At 52.4% G+C, this 13,837-nt stretch carries 12 protein-coding genes; 1 reads left to right on the top strand and 11 read right to left on the bottom strand.

Annotation, left to right across the window (positions count from 1 at the left end; genetic code table 11):
* Nucleotides 1-255 precede the first annotated feature (255 nt).
* From M0R70_00685 to M0R70_00665, 5 genes are all read right to left on the bottom strand, one after another.
* On the bottom strand, nucleotides 256-690 hold the full coding sequence (locus tag M0R70_00685) for a DUF3617 domain-containing protein (GenBank protein MCK9417876.1): 435 nt from the start codon (nucleotides 688-690) through the stop codon (nucleotides 256-258).
* A 39-nt stretch (nucleotides 691-729) separates the two neighbouring features.
* Nucleotides 730-2,415 carry a phenylalanine--tRNA ligase subunit beta gene (pheT, locus tag M0R70_00680; protein ID MCK9417875.1) on the bottom strand — a complete coding sequence of 562 codons (1,686 nt, stop codon included), beginning with the start codon at nucleotides 2,413-2,415 and terminating at the stop codon, nucleotides 730-732.
* Between the two features lie 207 nt (nucleotides 2,416-2,622).
* Nucleotides 2,623-4,188, bottom strand: coding sequence for a phenylalanine--tRNA ligase subunit alpha (locus tag M0R70_00675; protein ID MCK9417874.1), 1,566 nt, complete (start codon nucleotides 4,186-4,188; stop codon nucleotides 2,623-2,625).
* Between the two features lie 154 nt (nucleotides 4,189-4,342).
* Nucleotides 4,343-5,830 carry a response regulator gene (locus tag M0R70_00670; GenBank protein ID MCK9417873.1) on the bottom strand — a complete coding sequence of 496 codons (1,488 nt, stop codon included), beginning with the start codon at nucleotides 5,828-5,830 and terminating at the stop codon, nucleotides 4,343-4,345.
* 499 nt (nucleotides 5,831-6,329) lie between these two features.
* Nucleotides 6,330-6,977 carry a response regulator transcription factor gene (locus M0R70_00665; GenBank protein ID MCK9417872.1) on the bottom strand — a complete coding sequence of 216 codons (648 nt, stop codon included), beginning with the start codon at nucleotides 6,975-6,977 and terminating at the stop codon, nucleotides 6,330-6,332.
* A 454-nt stretch (nucleotides 6,978-7,431) separates the two neighbouring features.
* Between M0R70_00665 and M0R70_00660 the strand changes: the two genes are divergently transcribed.
* Nucleotides 7,432-7,842 (top strand): hypothetical protein, encoded by a 411-nt coding sequence (locus M0R70_00660; protein ID MCK9417871.1) that lies wholly within the window; start codon nucleotides 7,432-7,434, stop codon nucleotides 7,840-7,842.
* A gap of 15 nt (nucleotides 7,843-7,857) precedes the next feature.
* Here M0R70_00660 and M0R70_00655 read toward each other — a convergent pair whose 3' ends face one another.
* The 6 genes from M0R70_00655 to M0R70_00630 all read right to left on the bottom strand — a co-directional run bounded on the left by M0R70_00655 (nucleotide 7,858) and on the right by M0R70_00630 (nucleotide 13,834).
* On the bottom strand, nucleotides 7,858-8,553 hold the full coding sequence (locus M0R70_00655) for an SPOR domain-containing protein (GenBank protein MCK9417870.1): 696 nt from the start codon (nucleotides 8,551-8,553) through the stop codon (nucleotides 7,858-7,860).
* A gap of 48 nt (nucleotides 8,554-8,601) precedes the next feature.
* Nucleotides 8,602-9,645 (bottom strand): tRNA preQ1(34) S-adenosylmethionine ribosyltransferase-isomerase QueA, encoded by a 1,044-nt coding sequence (queA, locus tag M0R70_00650; GenBank protein MCK9417869.1) that lies wholly within the window; start codon nucleotides 9,643-9,645, stop codon nucleotides 8,602-8,604.
* Nucleotides 9,646-9,926: 281 nt separating this feature from the next.
* Nucleotides 9,927-11,051, bottom strand: coding sequence for a tetratricopeptide repeat protein (locus tag M0R70_00645; GenBank protein ID MCK9417868.1), 1,125 nt, complete (start codon nucleotides 11,049-11,051; stop codon nucleotides 9,927-9,929).
* Between the two features lie 393 nt (nucleotides 11,052-11,444).
* Nucleotides 11,445-11,765, bottom strand: a complete 321-nt coding sequence (locus M0R70_00640; protein MCK9417867.1) for a hypothetical protein — start codon at nucleotides 11,763-11,765, stop codon at nucleotides 11,445-11,447.
* Nucleotides 11,766-11,785: 20 nt separating this feature from the next.
* A complete protein-coding gene (locus tag M0R70_00635; GenBank protein ID MCK9417866.1) occupies nucleotides 11,786-12,247 on the bottom strand; it encodes a hypothetical protein in 462 nt (153 codons plus the stop codon).
* 57 nt (nucleotides 12,248-12,304) lie between these two features.
* Nucleotides 12,305-13,834 (bottom strand): type I restriction-modification system subunit M, encoded by a 1,530-nt coding sequence (locus tag M0R70_00630; GenBank protein MCK9417865.1) that lies wholly within the window; start codon nucleotides 13,832-13,834, stop codon nucleotides 12,305-12,307.
* Nucleotides 13,835-13,837 lie beyond the last annotated feature (3 nt).

Raw genomic sequence — 13,837 nt, 5'->3', positions numbered from 1 at the left:
CGTCAAAAACCAGGAATAAAAGCCGTCTAAAGCACCACTCCCCTGCTGAAAATAATTCCTCTAACCATGGAATATTTCAGGCGTTTTCAGATAATTTCTGCAAAGGTCTGAATATTACACCAACATTCCTGCACTGTCAAGACTTTTCAGGATCAGGAGCAGCTCTCGCGCTGCTGTCTTCCAATAAAAAAATGCCCCCTTTGTTCCGGGGGCAGTGGGCTCTTTTCATGTGACGGACTGTCAGCAAAAGGGCAATTATTTGCAATCGCCGGTACGTTTTCCGGACATCTGCAAGGTGGACTCTGATTTAGACCCCTTTTTTTCCATCATTTCAGTATGGACTGTGCCGACAAAACTGTTTCCTTTATACGTTATATTCCCCGTACTGTCCGTGACGCCATTTTTATCCTTGCACTGCATGACCCAGGACACTGTATTTCCAACGATCTCATTCTTGATCGTTTTACAATCCTGGTTCTTCTCCTTCTTCTGAGGGATCATGTCCTTTTTGGTAAGACATTGGGTATACGACACCGGGATGGGAGGCATGGGAAACGGCAGCCCTTCGAGCTTCATTTCACCTTTGATTTCCCACATTCCTTCCTGCATGTTCGGTTCCGCAACAGCAACGGTCACGAGAAAAAGCGACACCATGATGATCGCGATCAAACCTGCACCTGTTTTTTTCATAACGGGAGTCTCCTTTTTTCAGATGGCCTTTCGGCACTATTACCGTTGTCGTATCCGGTCCAGATTGATCTCGAAGGCCGCGCAGGGCATGGTGATCTGAGTGCGTTCAAGCACTTCCGGTCGTACTTCGCCGATATAACCCAGTTCAATCCCGCCCACGACCACCCTGCCGCAGCGTCCCTGTATGAAGAGAGGATGTTCCGCCGGATCCAGTTTATATTCCTGACCGAGGTAGTAAAGCAGAATATCGAGCGTTGAATGCATCTCCGAGAAATTGGCTCCCGGGTGAGAAATGATCGCGCCCAGATTCAGGTCCGTGCGCGAGCCCATGTTCTCCTTCTCATCAAGCACGGCGACCTCGCCCACTTCGAACGTCCGGTGCGGATAGAAGGCTTTGGAGCTTGCCGCTTCCACGTTCAGCAGCGACGGAATGACCCGGTTCCTGAGCACCGAGTAGGCAAGCGACATCACGTTGTCCACCTCGATCAGTTTTTCCCCCTTCTGCAAAGCGTAATCAAGTTCTTCCCTCGAACACAGAATATTCGACATGATCTCCTGAAAACCCGAGCCGACCATGTGGCCGCGGATGGTATCGGACAATAATTCGATCCGGGAGATAGCCCCGACCGTCGATTGCCGCGGCATGATCGGTTTGAAGGATTCGTATCCCCTGCTGATCGCATAGTCTTCCACCAGGTCCATGGGATGCATGATATCGTCGCGGTACGGCGGCGCGATCACGGAAACTGTTCCGCGTCCCGCTCTCACGATGTGGCCATAGGAACTGAGATATTTTTTCACATCAGCGGATGAAACATCTTCTCCGAGCCCGGCAGAGAATGTGGCAAGAGGTATGGTGAACGTTCCCGAGGTATCACAGGGAAACGTAACGCGCTTCCCGAGTCCGGTTTCATACGGATAGGTCACCAGCACCGGCTCGATGTCCGCTCCCCGGTCGTAAAAACTCGTTGCCAGGATATTCAGGGTAAGCACCGTCATTCGCAGGTCCGTGCCGGTCACTTCGATCAGCACGTTTTTACTATTCGGTTTCACCTCGCCGATTTCCCTGCTGTTGATGATCGGGGGGAAGGAAAGTGCCCTGCCCAGGCTGTCCGTCAGCACCGGGTACTGCGGGAAGGGTTTCACGATACTGCCGTAGGCGATACCCTTGGGATGTTGTTCGAGGATCTCGGCGAGCGTAAGTTTCTTTTCCATGCCGAGCGGCATGAATGACACAGTGGACGGCCCGGCGAGCCGGTAATCCACGGGAAACTGAATGCGGTCGAGCTCATAGATGCCGATCGAAACCGTATCTCGCTTCCGGCCGAAGATCTCCGAGAGCTTGTCCTGACTCTGGATCATCTGCGCCAGCACGTCGTCGTTCATGTGTATGCCGATCGCGGTGCAGGCCGCGATGTACGGCCTCACTGATTTCATTCCCTTCGCGACCCTGATCTCCCGCGAGGCTTTCCTGCCATGCTTGTAAAAGGGATAGGTCTCGGGCTTTCCGGACAAAGCGATGCGGACCTGGCGCGCGATGCCTTCAGCCGACCAGAGGTCCGGCCGGTTGCTGTCCGACAACTCGACCTTGAGATCGTCGGTCTCCGCGTTGTACTCCTTCAGTTCCGCCTTGGCAAGCATGAGCTTCTTCTCAAGAACTTCGAGGGAGAGCTTTTTGCCGATGAGTCCGTCGAGGTCGTGTTTTTTAATGTCGATTGTTGGCATAGCACTTTAAATTTTAAATTCCAAGTATCTTCTCAGGTCAAATCAGGTCAAAATCTGTTAGCCGCGAATGGCCTAAAAAATGAACCGGCCACTTAGAGAAGCACGCAAGGATCGCAGAGAGAATTAAAATGATACATGGTTTCAGGTTTTTCTTTGAGTTCTTTGCGATCTTTTGCGGCCAATCTGAGTTGTTACTATTTGTTTTTATCATCCCAATTGTATCTTCTTCGTTCTTATAAAATCCAGGTCCCGGGAGAACAGGTCCCGGATGTCCTTGATCCCGAGCGCCACCATGGCCATGCGGTCGAGGCCGAGGCCCCAGGCGATCACCGGCACGTTCACCCCGAGCGGTCTGGTGACCTCGGGACGGAAGATGCCCGCCCCGCCGAGTTCCATCCAGCCGAGTTCGGGGTGCTTCACATGCAGTTCCACAGACGGTTCGGTGAACGGGAAATAGGCCGGCCTGAACTGGAACTCCCCTGCCCTGGCGATCTCCTGGCCAAAGAGCTTCAAGAGTCCGAGCAGCGCCTTGAAATTGATGTCCTCGCCGAGCACGATGCCCTCGACCTGATAGAAGTCGGGCGCATGCGTGGCGTCAACGGAGTCATACCGGAAGCAGCGCGCGATGGAAAAATATTTACCCGGGACCTTCGGTCCCGATGCGAGGGTGCGCGCCGATACTGCCGTGCCCTGACTCCTCAGGATCAGCCGCTTTGCCCGTTCGATGTCAAAGGGATAGCGCCATCCGGTGGAGCCGGTCTTGCCGCCGTTCTTGTGCGCAGTTGCCACGTTCCTGCCGAATGGTGCCTCGATCTCCCTGCATGCCACGGGCTCTTTTACAAAATACACATCGTGAATATTCCGGGCTGGATGGAACTGCGGCATGTACAATGCGTCCATGTCCCAGAACTCGTTCTCCACAAGCGGTCCGCGCATCTCCTCGAACCCCATGCCGACGAATTTGTATTTCACAAAATCGAGGAACTCTTTATAGGGATGTTTCCTGCCGATGCTCTGGCGGGGAGGATTGAGAGCGATGTTGTAGGCGCGGAATTTCTTGTTTTTCCAGGTCCTCAGCTTCAACATCTCGGGAGTGAGCATTGATGCCTCTTCGGCAACGACACCGCGCTCCCTGATCAGTCGGAGCAGTTCCTGCCCATCGTTCGTAAGATCGTAGGTGCGGTTCTTCTTTTCGTTGATGCGGAAGATACCCTTGCCCTTGCCGCGCTTGTGGAAGTTTGCAGTGAGGGCCGCCTGCTGGCCTTCAGAGAACGAGGTCAGATCACGCAGTTCTTTTCCTGCCACGGTCATGATGAGACCGGTGAAAAACTCGTAAACCGATATATCAGCCCCAACGACCAGGACAAGAACGCCACCCTGGGCGACTTGAACAACCTTAGCCTCCTTGAGCGCTCCAACAGCAGAACTCACCTCGGACGGATCCATACCCCAGGTCTGGATGATGTCTTTGACCGTAAACTGCTTTCCTTCACGAAGGGCATTGATGATCCTCATCTCCGGCGTGCCCTTTTCCAGAAACTCCGTTCCTGTTTCGGTAAGTGAAACAAGCGAAGTGACGGATTCGTCCTTCACCTCGAGCAACCCCTTGGACTGGAGCCAGCCCGATGCCATGTCCAGGCGGGACTCATCGAGACCCGATGCTTTCAGGAGTGCAATTGCAGTCAGAGGTTCTCCCTGCTGAAACGAGAGAAGCACCTTGCTTTCAAGCGGGTGGAGACTTTCGAGCAGTTTAATGAGGGGTGATGTCGCCATACGATGCGGATAAGATTACGTTGATTGAAAATATTTGTCAAGAAAAAACAGGGTGAAAGGTGCGTGCCTTTCAGAAGACCAACGGAGGGTGGGAGCGTCCAGCGGAGAAAAATAGAATGTACGCTTCTCTGGGGGCATGAATGAACCCGCCATTCTACCCCTTCATTTTCTCATAAATATTTTCGAAGTGAGCGGCCGTATCCTTGAATGCGCTGAGCACCTGCGGGTCGAAGTGATGGGGTTGCGTCCTGCCATCGCCCTCGGTGATTATGCCGTATGTCGTATTATGACCAATGGTCGGTTTGTATACCCGCGCATTTCGCAGAGCGTCATACTGGTCGGCAATGTTCATAATTCTGCCCTCGAGCGGTATCTGGTCCCCTTTCAATCCGTACGGATAACCACTTCCGTCCCACCGCTCGTGGTGGGAGAGTACCAGTTTTTTTGCCAGTGCCAGCCTTACATGATCGCCCAGTATTTTTGCCCCGAAAATGGTATGACTTTTCATTGTTTCATATTCATCCGGCGTCAGTTTCCCGGCCTTTTTGAGGATATCGGGATGGACATGGATTTTCCCGACATCGTGCAAGGTCGCCTGAACACGGATCCCGTTAATAAATGTTTCGGACATGCCAAGTTCTTTTGCGATCACGGCACAGTATTCACCGACCCGCAGGATATGATTGCCCGTGTCCTCATCATTCGCTTCCGACGCCCGTGCGAGGGCGCGAACGAGATAGTCAAAGGCATGCTCGGTTTCCCTTACCTGGGTGGCAAGGGATTTCATAAAGAGGCTCTGCATGGCAATGCTGTTCAGTACCTCGGCGTCATATCGGGACACTTGCTTGTCGTAATTAAGCGCAAGAATAGCGAATGAGTGCTCGATGAAACAAACTACGTTCGACACTTTGACGGGTATTTGTTCCAATTTCAAGATAAAAGGCCATATGGCAGCATCGGAAAGATCGTCATTATTATAAATGAACGTTTTCGACCCGCCCGTGTCGGTCTTGCGGGGAAGATTTAAGCTGTCGTGGATATCGAGCTTGAGCCACGTCCGGTTTTTGCCCGCCGGCAGTGACTCGAACAAATACCATTGCCACTCGCCTTTTTCGTCGATAAAACCCACGATGACCATCCGCGGTTTGTCCGGCGCCTCGACTGTCCGGCGTATGACATTGTTGACAATATCGTCGAACGACGAAATAAAATTGAAGTTCAAGGGATCAAACGACATCGCCATCTTTTTACCGAAACCGGTCAGATCCTTGATTTTGTCATAGGCGGAATCAAGATCGCCACGGAGGTCCTTCATCTTGAGCAGCATTTTGATCCGCGTGAGAAGCTCCGTTTGGTCGAATGGCTTGCTGATGAAATCCTCCGCGCCAGCCTCAATGCCTTTGATACGTTCCTCCTTCGACGTCAAACCAGTCACCAGTACAACGGGGATGTTCTGATACCGTTCGTCGCCTTTGATACTTTTGCAAACCTCGAATCCGCTTATGTCCGGCATGCTTACATCCAGGAGCACAAGGTCGATCTTTTGTCGATGGATGATTTCTATCGCTGCCCCGCCGCTATCCGAAAGGATGACCGTATATCCGCTCTGGACAAGCAGCCCCTCAAGGATGGTGCGATTCATTTCGTCATCGTCAACACAGAGAATTCGCTGTCCAAAGCTCATTATTCCCGTTCCCCCTTGGTTATAATTTTAAACTAGAAGAACATACCGACAATGCACGCATCATCATGCCGAGATGTCATGATGTCATTCTTAACTTTCCGCAGATCATTTTTTTATGTGCCAGTCCAGGTCCATCCGGAGTTCTCCTTTTTGAAATGTGTACGCACCGGTACGCTCCCTTCGACGCTCTGAGCGACACGACCCGATAATCGGCATAGTCACCCCGTAGGCAGTCCGCGAGTGGAGATGCACCACGCGCGGTAAATCGCAAGAACCAGGAACCAGGGGTAAGAAAGAAAAGGTTTTTTCAACGCACACATTGCATGCTACTGAATAGATAGCAGAAATCCCGCGCGATGACAATCAGGGAATCCCTGACTTTTCGCTTCGATTTTCCTGAGGCGGCGGATGACTGCCGGGGTGTGGAGGATTTATTGCAGATTCGTCTGTCTCTACTCTACAGCGAGGTGAGTCCTTCGCGGACGGCAAATTTGGTGAGTTCCGCTACACTGTGGATGTCGAGCTTTTCCATGATTTGTTGGCGGTACGTTTCAACGGTCTTTGCGCTGACAAGGAGTATGGACGCAATATCCCGCGTAGGTTTTCCTTCTGCCATAAGCTGAAGCACTTCCCGCTCTCGGGCTGTCAGAATCATGAGTGAGGACAACTCGGAATGAGGAAATCGACAGGTATAATCTTTGACTATCATGTCACTAATTTTCGGACTCAGGTACGTTCTCTGATCAGCCAGGGCATGTATGGCAGTAATCAATTCCTGAAAAGCGCATTCTTTCAAGAGGTATCCGGACGCCCCCGCGCTAAGCATCTCCACGATGAATCGTCTGTCAGTATGCATCGACAGCGCGAGCACCTTGACGTTGGGGGTTTTGGACATGATGTGGCGGGTGGCTTCCATTCCATTCATCCGCGGCATGGCGATATCCATGACGACGATATCGGGCTTCAACCTCGTGGCAAGTTCCACGGTGGCCCTTCCGTCGTCCGCCTCCGCAATAACAGTCATACCCTGCTGTTCTTCGATTAACCTGCGGAGACCCTCGCGCAGCATTTGATGATCATCGGCAAGTATTATTTTTATATTCATAGTACCCCTGATTCATATTTCGTTTCGCATGTGAGCGGCGCCTAAAGGCTCGCCGGTATCAGCTAACGGGCCGTCAGTCGATCGCGCAATATTTTTCCACCCGTTCGAACGCTCGTGAATCATAAACAGTCCGGTCCCGCCGTCTCTCCATGTGATCGCTTCCATCTCCCCTTCCGTGATAGTCATCGGAAAGAAATCTTTTATCCGGCGGTGTAACGATAGCAGGAGTAACAGCCTCCAGGAATTGCTACATGAAAAGCAAGTGAAAAGCCGTATCAGGCGTGCCCTATCGTTCCCGATACCAGTTATTGTATCATGATTACGACCGGCCTTTCAATAGCGCGGAGAAAACTGAGTTTTTTTGCTCGGTCAATATATAGAATTCAACACGAGGGCGGTAATTAGTTCTAAAAAAAGATTGACGTGAATGAAATCTGTGTGTTAAGGTATCGCTATGCTAAATCAGAAGATCAAACCACGGTTAAACTACACCATTCTCTGCGATGATGTTCGCCAGGAGATGGGCGGCAAGTTCAGCCTCATGGGCCTGTTCGAAAGCATCTATTCGAACACGTTCCCGGCACTGCACCCCCGTTTTGCAATTGTGAACGAATGGACGGGTGGAAAAGGCGAGTTCCTTTCCCGGATAAGACTGCTTGCCCCGGACCAGAAACAGGTCCTTTCCGAGTCTGATGCAAAGATAAACCTTTTCAACGAAAGCCAGCGTCACCGGGACATATCGGTCCGGTTCAATTCGACGTTCAACGTCCCCGGTACGTACTGGATAGAGACGCTCCTCGATCAGGAGCGGGCCGGCATCATTCCTCTCAACATCCAGATCATATCCAACAAGAATGTGCACTGATACGGGAATCTTTCTCTACTCCGATACAACGATGGTCAATATTCTTTCCTTTTCATGAATCGCCGTTTGGAGCTTTTCCGCCGCTGCCCTGTTCGAGAAACTCCCGATCCTTACGCGGTGCCGCACGCCTTTGCCCGGCAGTTCCGAGGAAACAATGAACGCGGCAAAACCCCGCCTTTTCAGCCGCTTCACCTCGTCCTCGGCCTGCGCCCGTTCCTGATATGACGCGGTCTGCACGGTATAGCGGGCTTTTACATTTGTGGATACAGCAGGCCCTCTTGTTGCCGGTTGTTGCGGTTGTTTAGACGCAACCTGATTGGATCTCGCTGACGGGACCGCCTCTTTGCCAAAGTTGATCTCTATCCGCTTTTCCTTCGGCGCTGAGGGGACCGGCATTGATTTTTGGGCCTCGGCGGCGGGCTGCTGCTTCTCAGTCCTGTTCTCCTCTGTCACGGTCCTGGGCTTGAGGTCGATTGATATTGTCTTGTCGTTCCTGTCGGTCAGTGTCTTGTAGAACGTAAATTCTTCCTGTTTCTGAGCAGCGCTTGACGCTATCTCCGGAAGCGGCGGTGCGATCTCTGCCGACACCCCTGACTTGCTCTGATATTTGCCCACATAATACCCCAAAAAAAAGAAGCCCACCATGAGGACCACACCCAGCGGGATATAAATTAATTTGGACAGAATGCCGCCTTGTTGATTATAGACCATGCTTGTTCCCCTTCGTGATATTCCGCAATCCGCATTCCGAATTCCGCATTACAAAATTGCCATCGCGTCCCCATAGCTGTAAAACCGGTACTTCTCCGCTACCGCCGTACGATACGCCGACAGCGTACGTTCCCTGCCGGCAAAAGCCGATACCAGCATGAGAAGAGTTGATTTCGGCAGATGAAAATTGGTAACGAGACCGTCCGTTACCGTAAATTGATATCCGGGATAAATGAACAGCTCCGAACTGCCTTCACCGGGCGCGACCCTGCTGCCGCCGGCTGCCGCGGTCTCGATCGTTCGCACGCTCGTGGTCCCCACCGCGATCACCCGTCTGCCTTCAGCCTTCGCAAGGTTTATCCGTGCGGCGGCGTCCCCGGTGATCGAGTAGCGCTCGGGCAGCATACGATGGTCCGTGATCCTTTCCACCCGGACAGGCAGAAATGTTCCCGGCCCGACATGGAGCGTGACCATGGCGAGCTGTATCCCTTTTGTTTCCAGCCGTTGAAGCAATTCCCGGGTAAAGTGCAGACCCGCGGTAGGAGCTGCGACCGCGCCCTCACGTGCCGCGTACACCGTCTGATAGCGTTCCCTGTCGGCGTTATCAGCATCACGCTTGATGTAGGGAGGAAGCGGGGTTTTACCGATTTCCGGAAGGGCTATCCGGATGTCGTTTATGCCGTGAAAGCGGACCGTTCTTACGTTGTCCGCGCCTTCACCCGTGATCTCGGCCTCTATTCCCGCTGTGATGCTCAACCGTTTTCCTTCACCGACCCCACCCTTCACGAGTGCTTCCCAGAGGTTCACTCCCTGTTCAGACAAGAGGAAAATCTCGGCCCTGCCGCCGCCTGGTTTTTTTGCCAAAAGCCTGCATGGGAAGACCTTCGTGTCATTCAAGACCAGCAGATCGCCGGGAACAAGATACTGTTCAAGTTCCGCAAAAATGCAATGCGTGATACTGCCGCTCGCGCGATCAACGGCCAGAAGACGCGAACAATCCCTCCGCATTGATGGTTCCTGTGCAATGAGCGATTCGGGAAGGTCGAAGTCGAAGTCGGAAAGTGTGAGGTTCTCTGCAACGGGTGAGGTCATGACGGGATAGTACCATATGATCGGATAAATTCCAAATGACAAAACTCAAATATCAAATAATATCGAGCCTGTTGCACAAATGCTTTCAGAGTGCTTCGACAGGCTCAGCACGAACGGATGAATCTAATGATATCAATGGCCTTACCGTTCGCCCTGAGCCTGTCGAAGGGTGAACGGGTATTTGTGCAACAGGCTCTATCCAAATTCAAAATCACAATATCCAAAACGTTTTGTTTTTTGTGCTTGGTAATTGGAATTTATTTGGAATTTGGTGTTTGTCTCTACTCAAGCGACCTCTTCCACCCGCGCTCGAATTCTTCATAGGACACCATGAGGCCGATGCTGATCGCTTTGCCAATGTCCGCTCCCCGGGCAAGTTCGTCCAGCACATCTTTAACGCGATACATGCCGAATGAATCGATCATGGAGCGGACCGCGGAGAGACTGATTAAATAGGCCGTCTGTGCCTGGCTGCTGCCGAGGCCCATGAACGAGCCTTCCAGGTTCGTGAGCGAGGGGAGCTTTCCGGCCTGCACGAGCTTCTTAAGCGCCTCCTGCTGCCGCGGATCGATCTGCCTCCCCTCGAAGTATTGTGCCAGCCCCTCATTCAACCAGGTCGGACAGCGCCGTGTTATTGCGCGCACGACCGCGTGCGTGTATTCATGGAGAAGAATACTCCTGAGCACCGGCGTCTCCTTTTCGATGCCGCCGATGGGAAGGCGGATCTTCCCATCGAAGAGGCCGCCGCTCCACCCCGGCGCTTCGGTCACTTCCTTAAACTGCTGTCCCGAATACAGGATCACCTGGATCTCCTGTTCAGGATAGTAGGACAGGGAGCGGCCCACCTCACTGTACGCGTCTTCGAGGATCCGGAGAACGATCCTCCCTGCCTCGATCTTTTCCCTGCCCTCATATTTGATCAGAAAGTGGCTTGTTACGTCGCGATTGAAGTCTTTCTCCGCCTTGTGCTCTTTGCGAATGCGGTCGAGCCTCGTGCGAAGATCGGTCGCCGAGGGATTTACTTCAACCGCTTTTTCCCAGTACGATACCGCTGTCTCCAGGTCGTCTTTGCGATAATAAAGCTCGCCGAGAAACTGATATGCTATCGATGCCTTCGGATTGAGCTCAACCGCCTTCGACAATTCCCTTTCAGCGTATTTATCATCCCGCAGGTGGAAGTAGGCAAGGCCGAGGCCAAGGTGGCCTTCAGACTCGGAATCGTTGTAGGTGAGAGCCTGTTCAAAAGAATCGCGCGCGGCCTGATAATCGCCCGCCTTCATCTGCTCGGAGCCTGTTCTCATAAAACGAGCGTAGGCATTCTGGTCAGCTGTCTGGGCAAACACTATGGAAGTTGATGCAATAAAGCCGATAAGCACAACGATGAACAATTTTGCTGATTTTACCATCGGTATCCTTTAGCCCTTACGGTTAATTCAAAAACACAAAGCCCACCTGGAATACATATTAACCAACTTCAAAGCTCCGATGTCTTAGCGGTTGCTGAAAAACATCTGAATAAGTCCAATACGCCAGTCTGGGTCTTTTGCTCGTCATTGTGATGCCCGCATCTCTCACTGCATTTATTTCGTTCCCAGATCCCCCACGATCTCCCGGAACTGCTCCAAAGCCGCTTCAAGGTCTTCAACTATCTCCTAGGCGATGACATCGGAATCGGCTTACATCTCAATCTTTAAGTCTGATAATCATATGAAGGCACCCCATACGTATGCATAAAGTCTCCTTTAATTGACAGGGTTTGTGAAAAAGCGGAGAGACGATATTGACAATGGGTTACCTTATCACCTCCCCAACGCTGCTGAAACAGCCTTCCAGAATACATCGAGCGCTGCATTCACGGCTTTTTGTTTTGCTGCCGTGCTGACAACTTTTGTCATCGAGAGCCCTGCCTCGAAAGCTTCGCGCTCGTCCTCGAGCTGGCGTTTCACATCAGCTTCCGTAATGGAACCGCTTATGTACGCCAAGCTTATCTTTGCAAGCGCTTCTCGCTCTTCTTCAATTACCTTACGCATGGAACTCTGAACATTTGGCCATTCTTTCGCGAGAACGACTTGCATAGCCGCCATCATCTGCTTTTCCGTCTGTTCTGTATTAAACGCCATGATCTTTTCCTCCCGCAAGCCTACTCGTTCGGCTTCTTCGCGTCTTCGGCCCGGACAGCATATCCGAACATCCGTGCCAAACGATCACGATCCAATTCCGCATTTCCTGTACTGTAAGTATTGTCGTTTTTATGTCGGGACTTGTACTTCTGCCACAGTTTTGCTATCCGTTCGGCAATGTCAGTCGAATCTTGGTTCAGACTGCGCACTTTATTCCGAAGAACGAGACCGTTCAGCTCGGACTCGATCGCGACATACTGATCTGAAAACTTGGAATACTGTCTGTTCTGTTCGTCTGCTTCGAGCAGCGTCCCGTAGAATCGATCCACCAAGCTTGCACAACGAAAAGTTGCTTGCTGAGTCTCGGCATTATAGGGTGAGATAAGCTGGATGCTGCATGAGGTGATGATCAGTACCAGAAGGATGCACAGTACTGCTATCCGGACAGATTTTGATTCAGAACGGCCAGAGATTAATTTCATGTGGTTGCCTCCTATTATATCTTATTGCGGTTTCAGATGTTCCTTCCCCGTGACGCCTTATGCCTTACGGCCATTTCCGAGATCAGTCGCAATCTCCCGGAACTGCTCCAGCGCCGCTTCAAGGTCTTCCACGATCTCCTGTGCGATGATATCGGGATCGGGGAGGTTGTCGGAGGCTTCGAGGGATTCGTCCTTGAGCCAGAAGATGTCGAGGCTGGCTTTGTCGCGGCTGATGAGTTCGTCATAGGTATATGACCGCCAGCGGCCTTCATTTTTCCCTTCCTCTCCCCTCCGGGGAGAGGATTGAGGTGAGGGGGAAGGCTTCCACGTCGCCTTACGCTGATGGCGATTCTCGGGATTGTAGTTCTTCACAAACTCGTCAAGGTCAGACCGCTGGAGGGAGCTCGTCTTGAGCGTAAAGTGCATGTTCGTGCGGAGGTCGTAGATCCAGAGCTTCTTTGTCCAGGGCGTTTCGGATGCCGGCTTTTTGTCGAAGAACAGCACGTTCGCCTTCACACCCTGGGCGTAGAACAGGCCCGTGGGCAGGCGCAGGAGCGTATGCACGTCGCACTCGTGCAGGAGCTTTCGCCTGACCGTCTCCCCTGCCCCGCCTTCGAAGAGGACGTTATCCGGCACGACAACTGCCGCGCGGCCATTCTGTTTTAATAGGGTCTTTACATGCTGGATGAAGTTGAGCTGCTTGTTGGATGTCGTGGCCCAGAAGTCCTGGCGCTCGATGATATCGGTCTCCCGTGATACTTTGCCGTTCTCGGCAACGATGGTGGTGCTGCTCTTCTTGCCGAAGGGAGGATTGGTCAGAACGATATCGAACCGGTCTCCCGGGTCGGCGGCAAGAGAGTCCGAAACGATGATAGGAAGGTCCTTGTCGGTCCCGATGCTGTGGAGCATCAAGTTCATGGCGCAGAGCCGGGCTGTGCTCTGGACCAGCTCCCAGCCCTTGAAGGTGGAGCCTTTGAGCTTGCGCTTCTCATCGGCGCTCATGTTCGGATTGTGTTTTACCACATAATCGTGCGCGGCTAAGAGAAACCCGCCGGTCCCGCACGCAGGATCGCAGAGGGTCTCTTTCGGTCTCGGCTGGATCACGTCAACCATGGCCTGGATCAAAGGACGAGGAGTGAAGTACTGGCCGGCGCCGGACTTGGTGTCCTGTGCGTTCTTCTCAAGCAGGCCTTCGTATGCGTCCCCTTTCACATCAGCGCTCATCACTGACCAGTTTTCCTTATCGATCAGGTCGACAACAAGCCGCCGCAGCTTTGAGGGGTCCTGGAACTTGTTCTGGGATTTATTGAAGATCAGACCGAGCAGACCTTTTTCATTGCCGAGGCTTTCGAGCATATGGCGGTAGTGGTCGAACAGATCGTCGCCGTCCTTCTTTAAGAGCGTCGGCCAATTGTACTTCGCGGGAACAGCACTCGGCTGGTTATACGGCGGCTTTGTGCGCTCGTCAGCCATTTTGAGGAACAGCAGGTACGTGAGCTGCTCCACGTAATCGCCGTAGCTCATCCCATCGTCCCGGAGGACGTTACAGTAGTTCCAGAGTTTGGATACGATAGCGGCAGGAGTCATAAT

The organism is Nitrospirota bacterium (assembly GCA_023229435.1).
Lineage (GTDB): Bacteria > Nitrospirota > UBA9217 > UBA9217 > UBA9217 > JALNZF01.
This window is presented reverse-complemented; position numbering and strand designations above follow the sequence as displayed.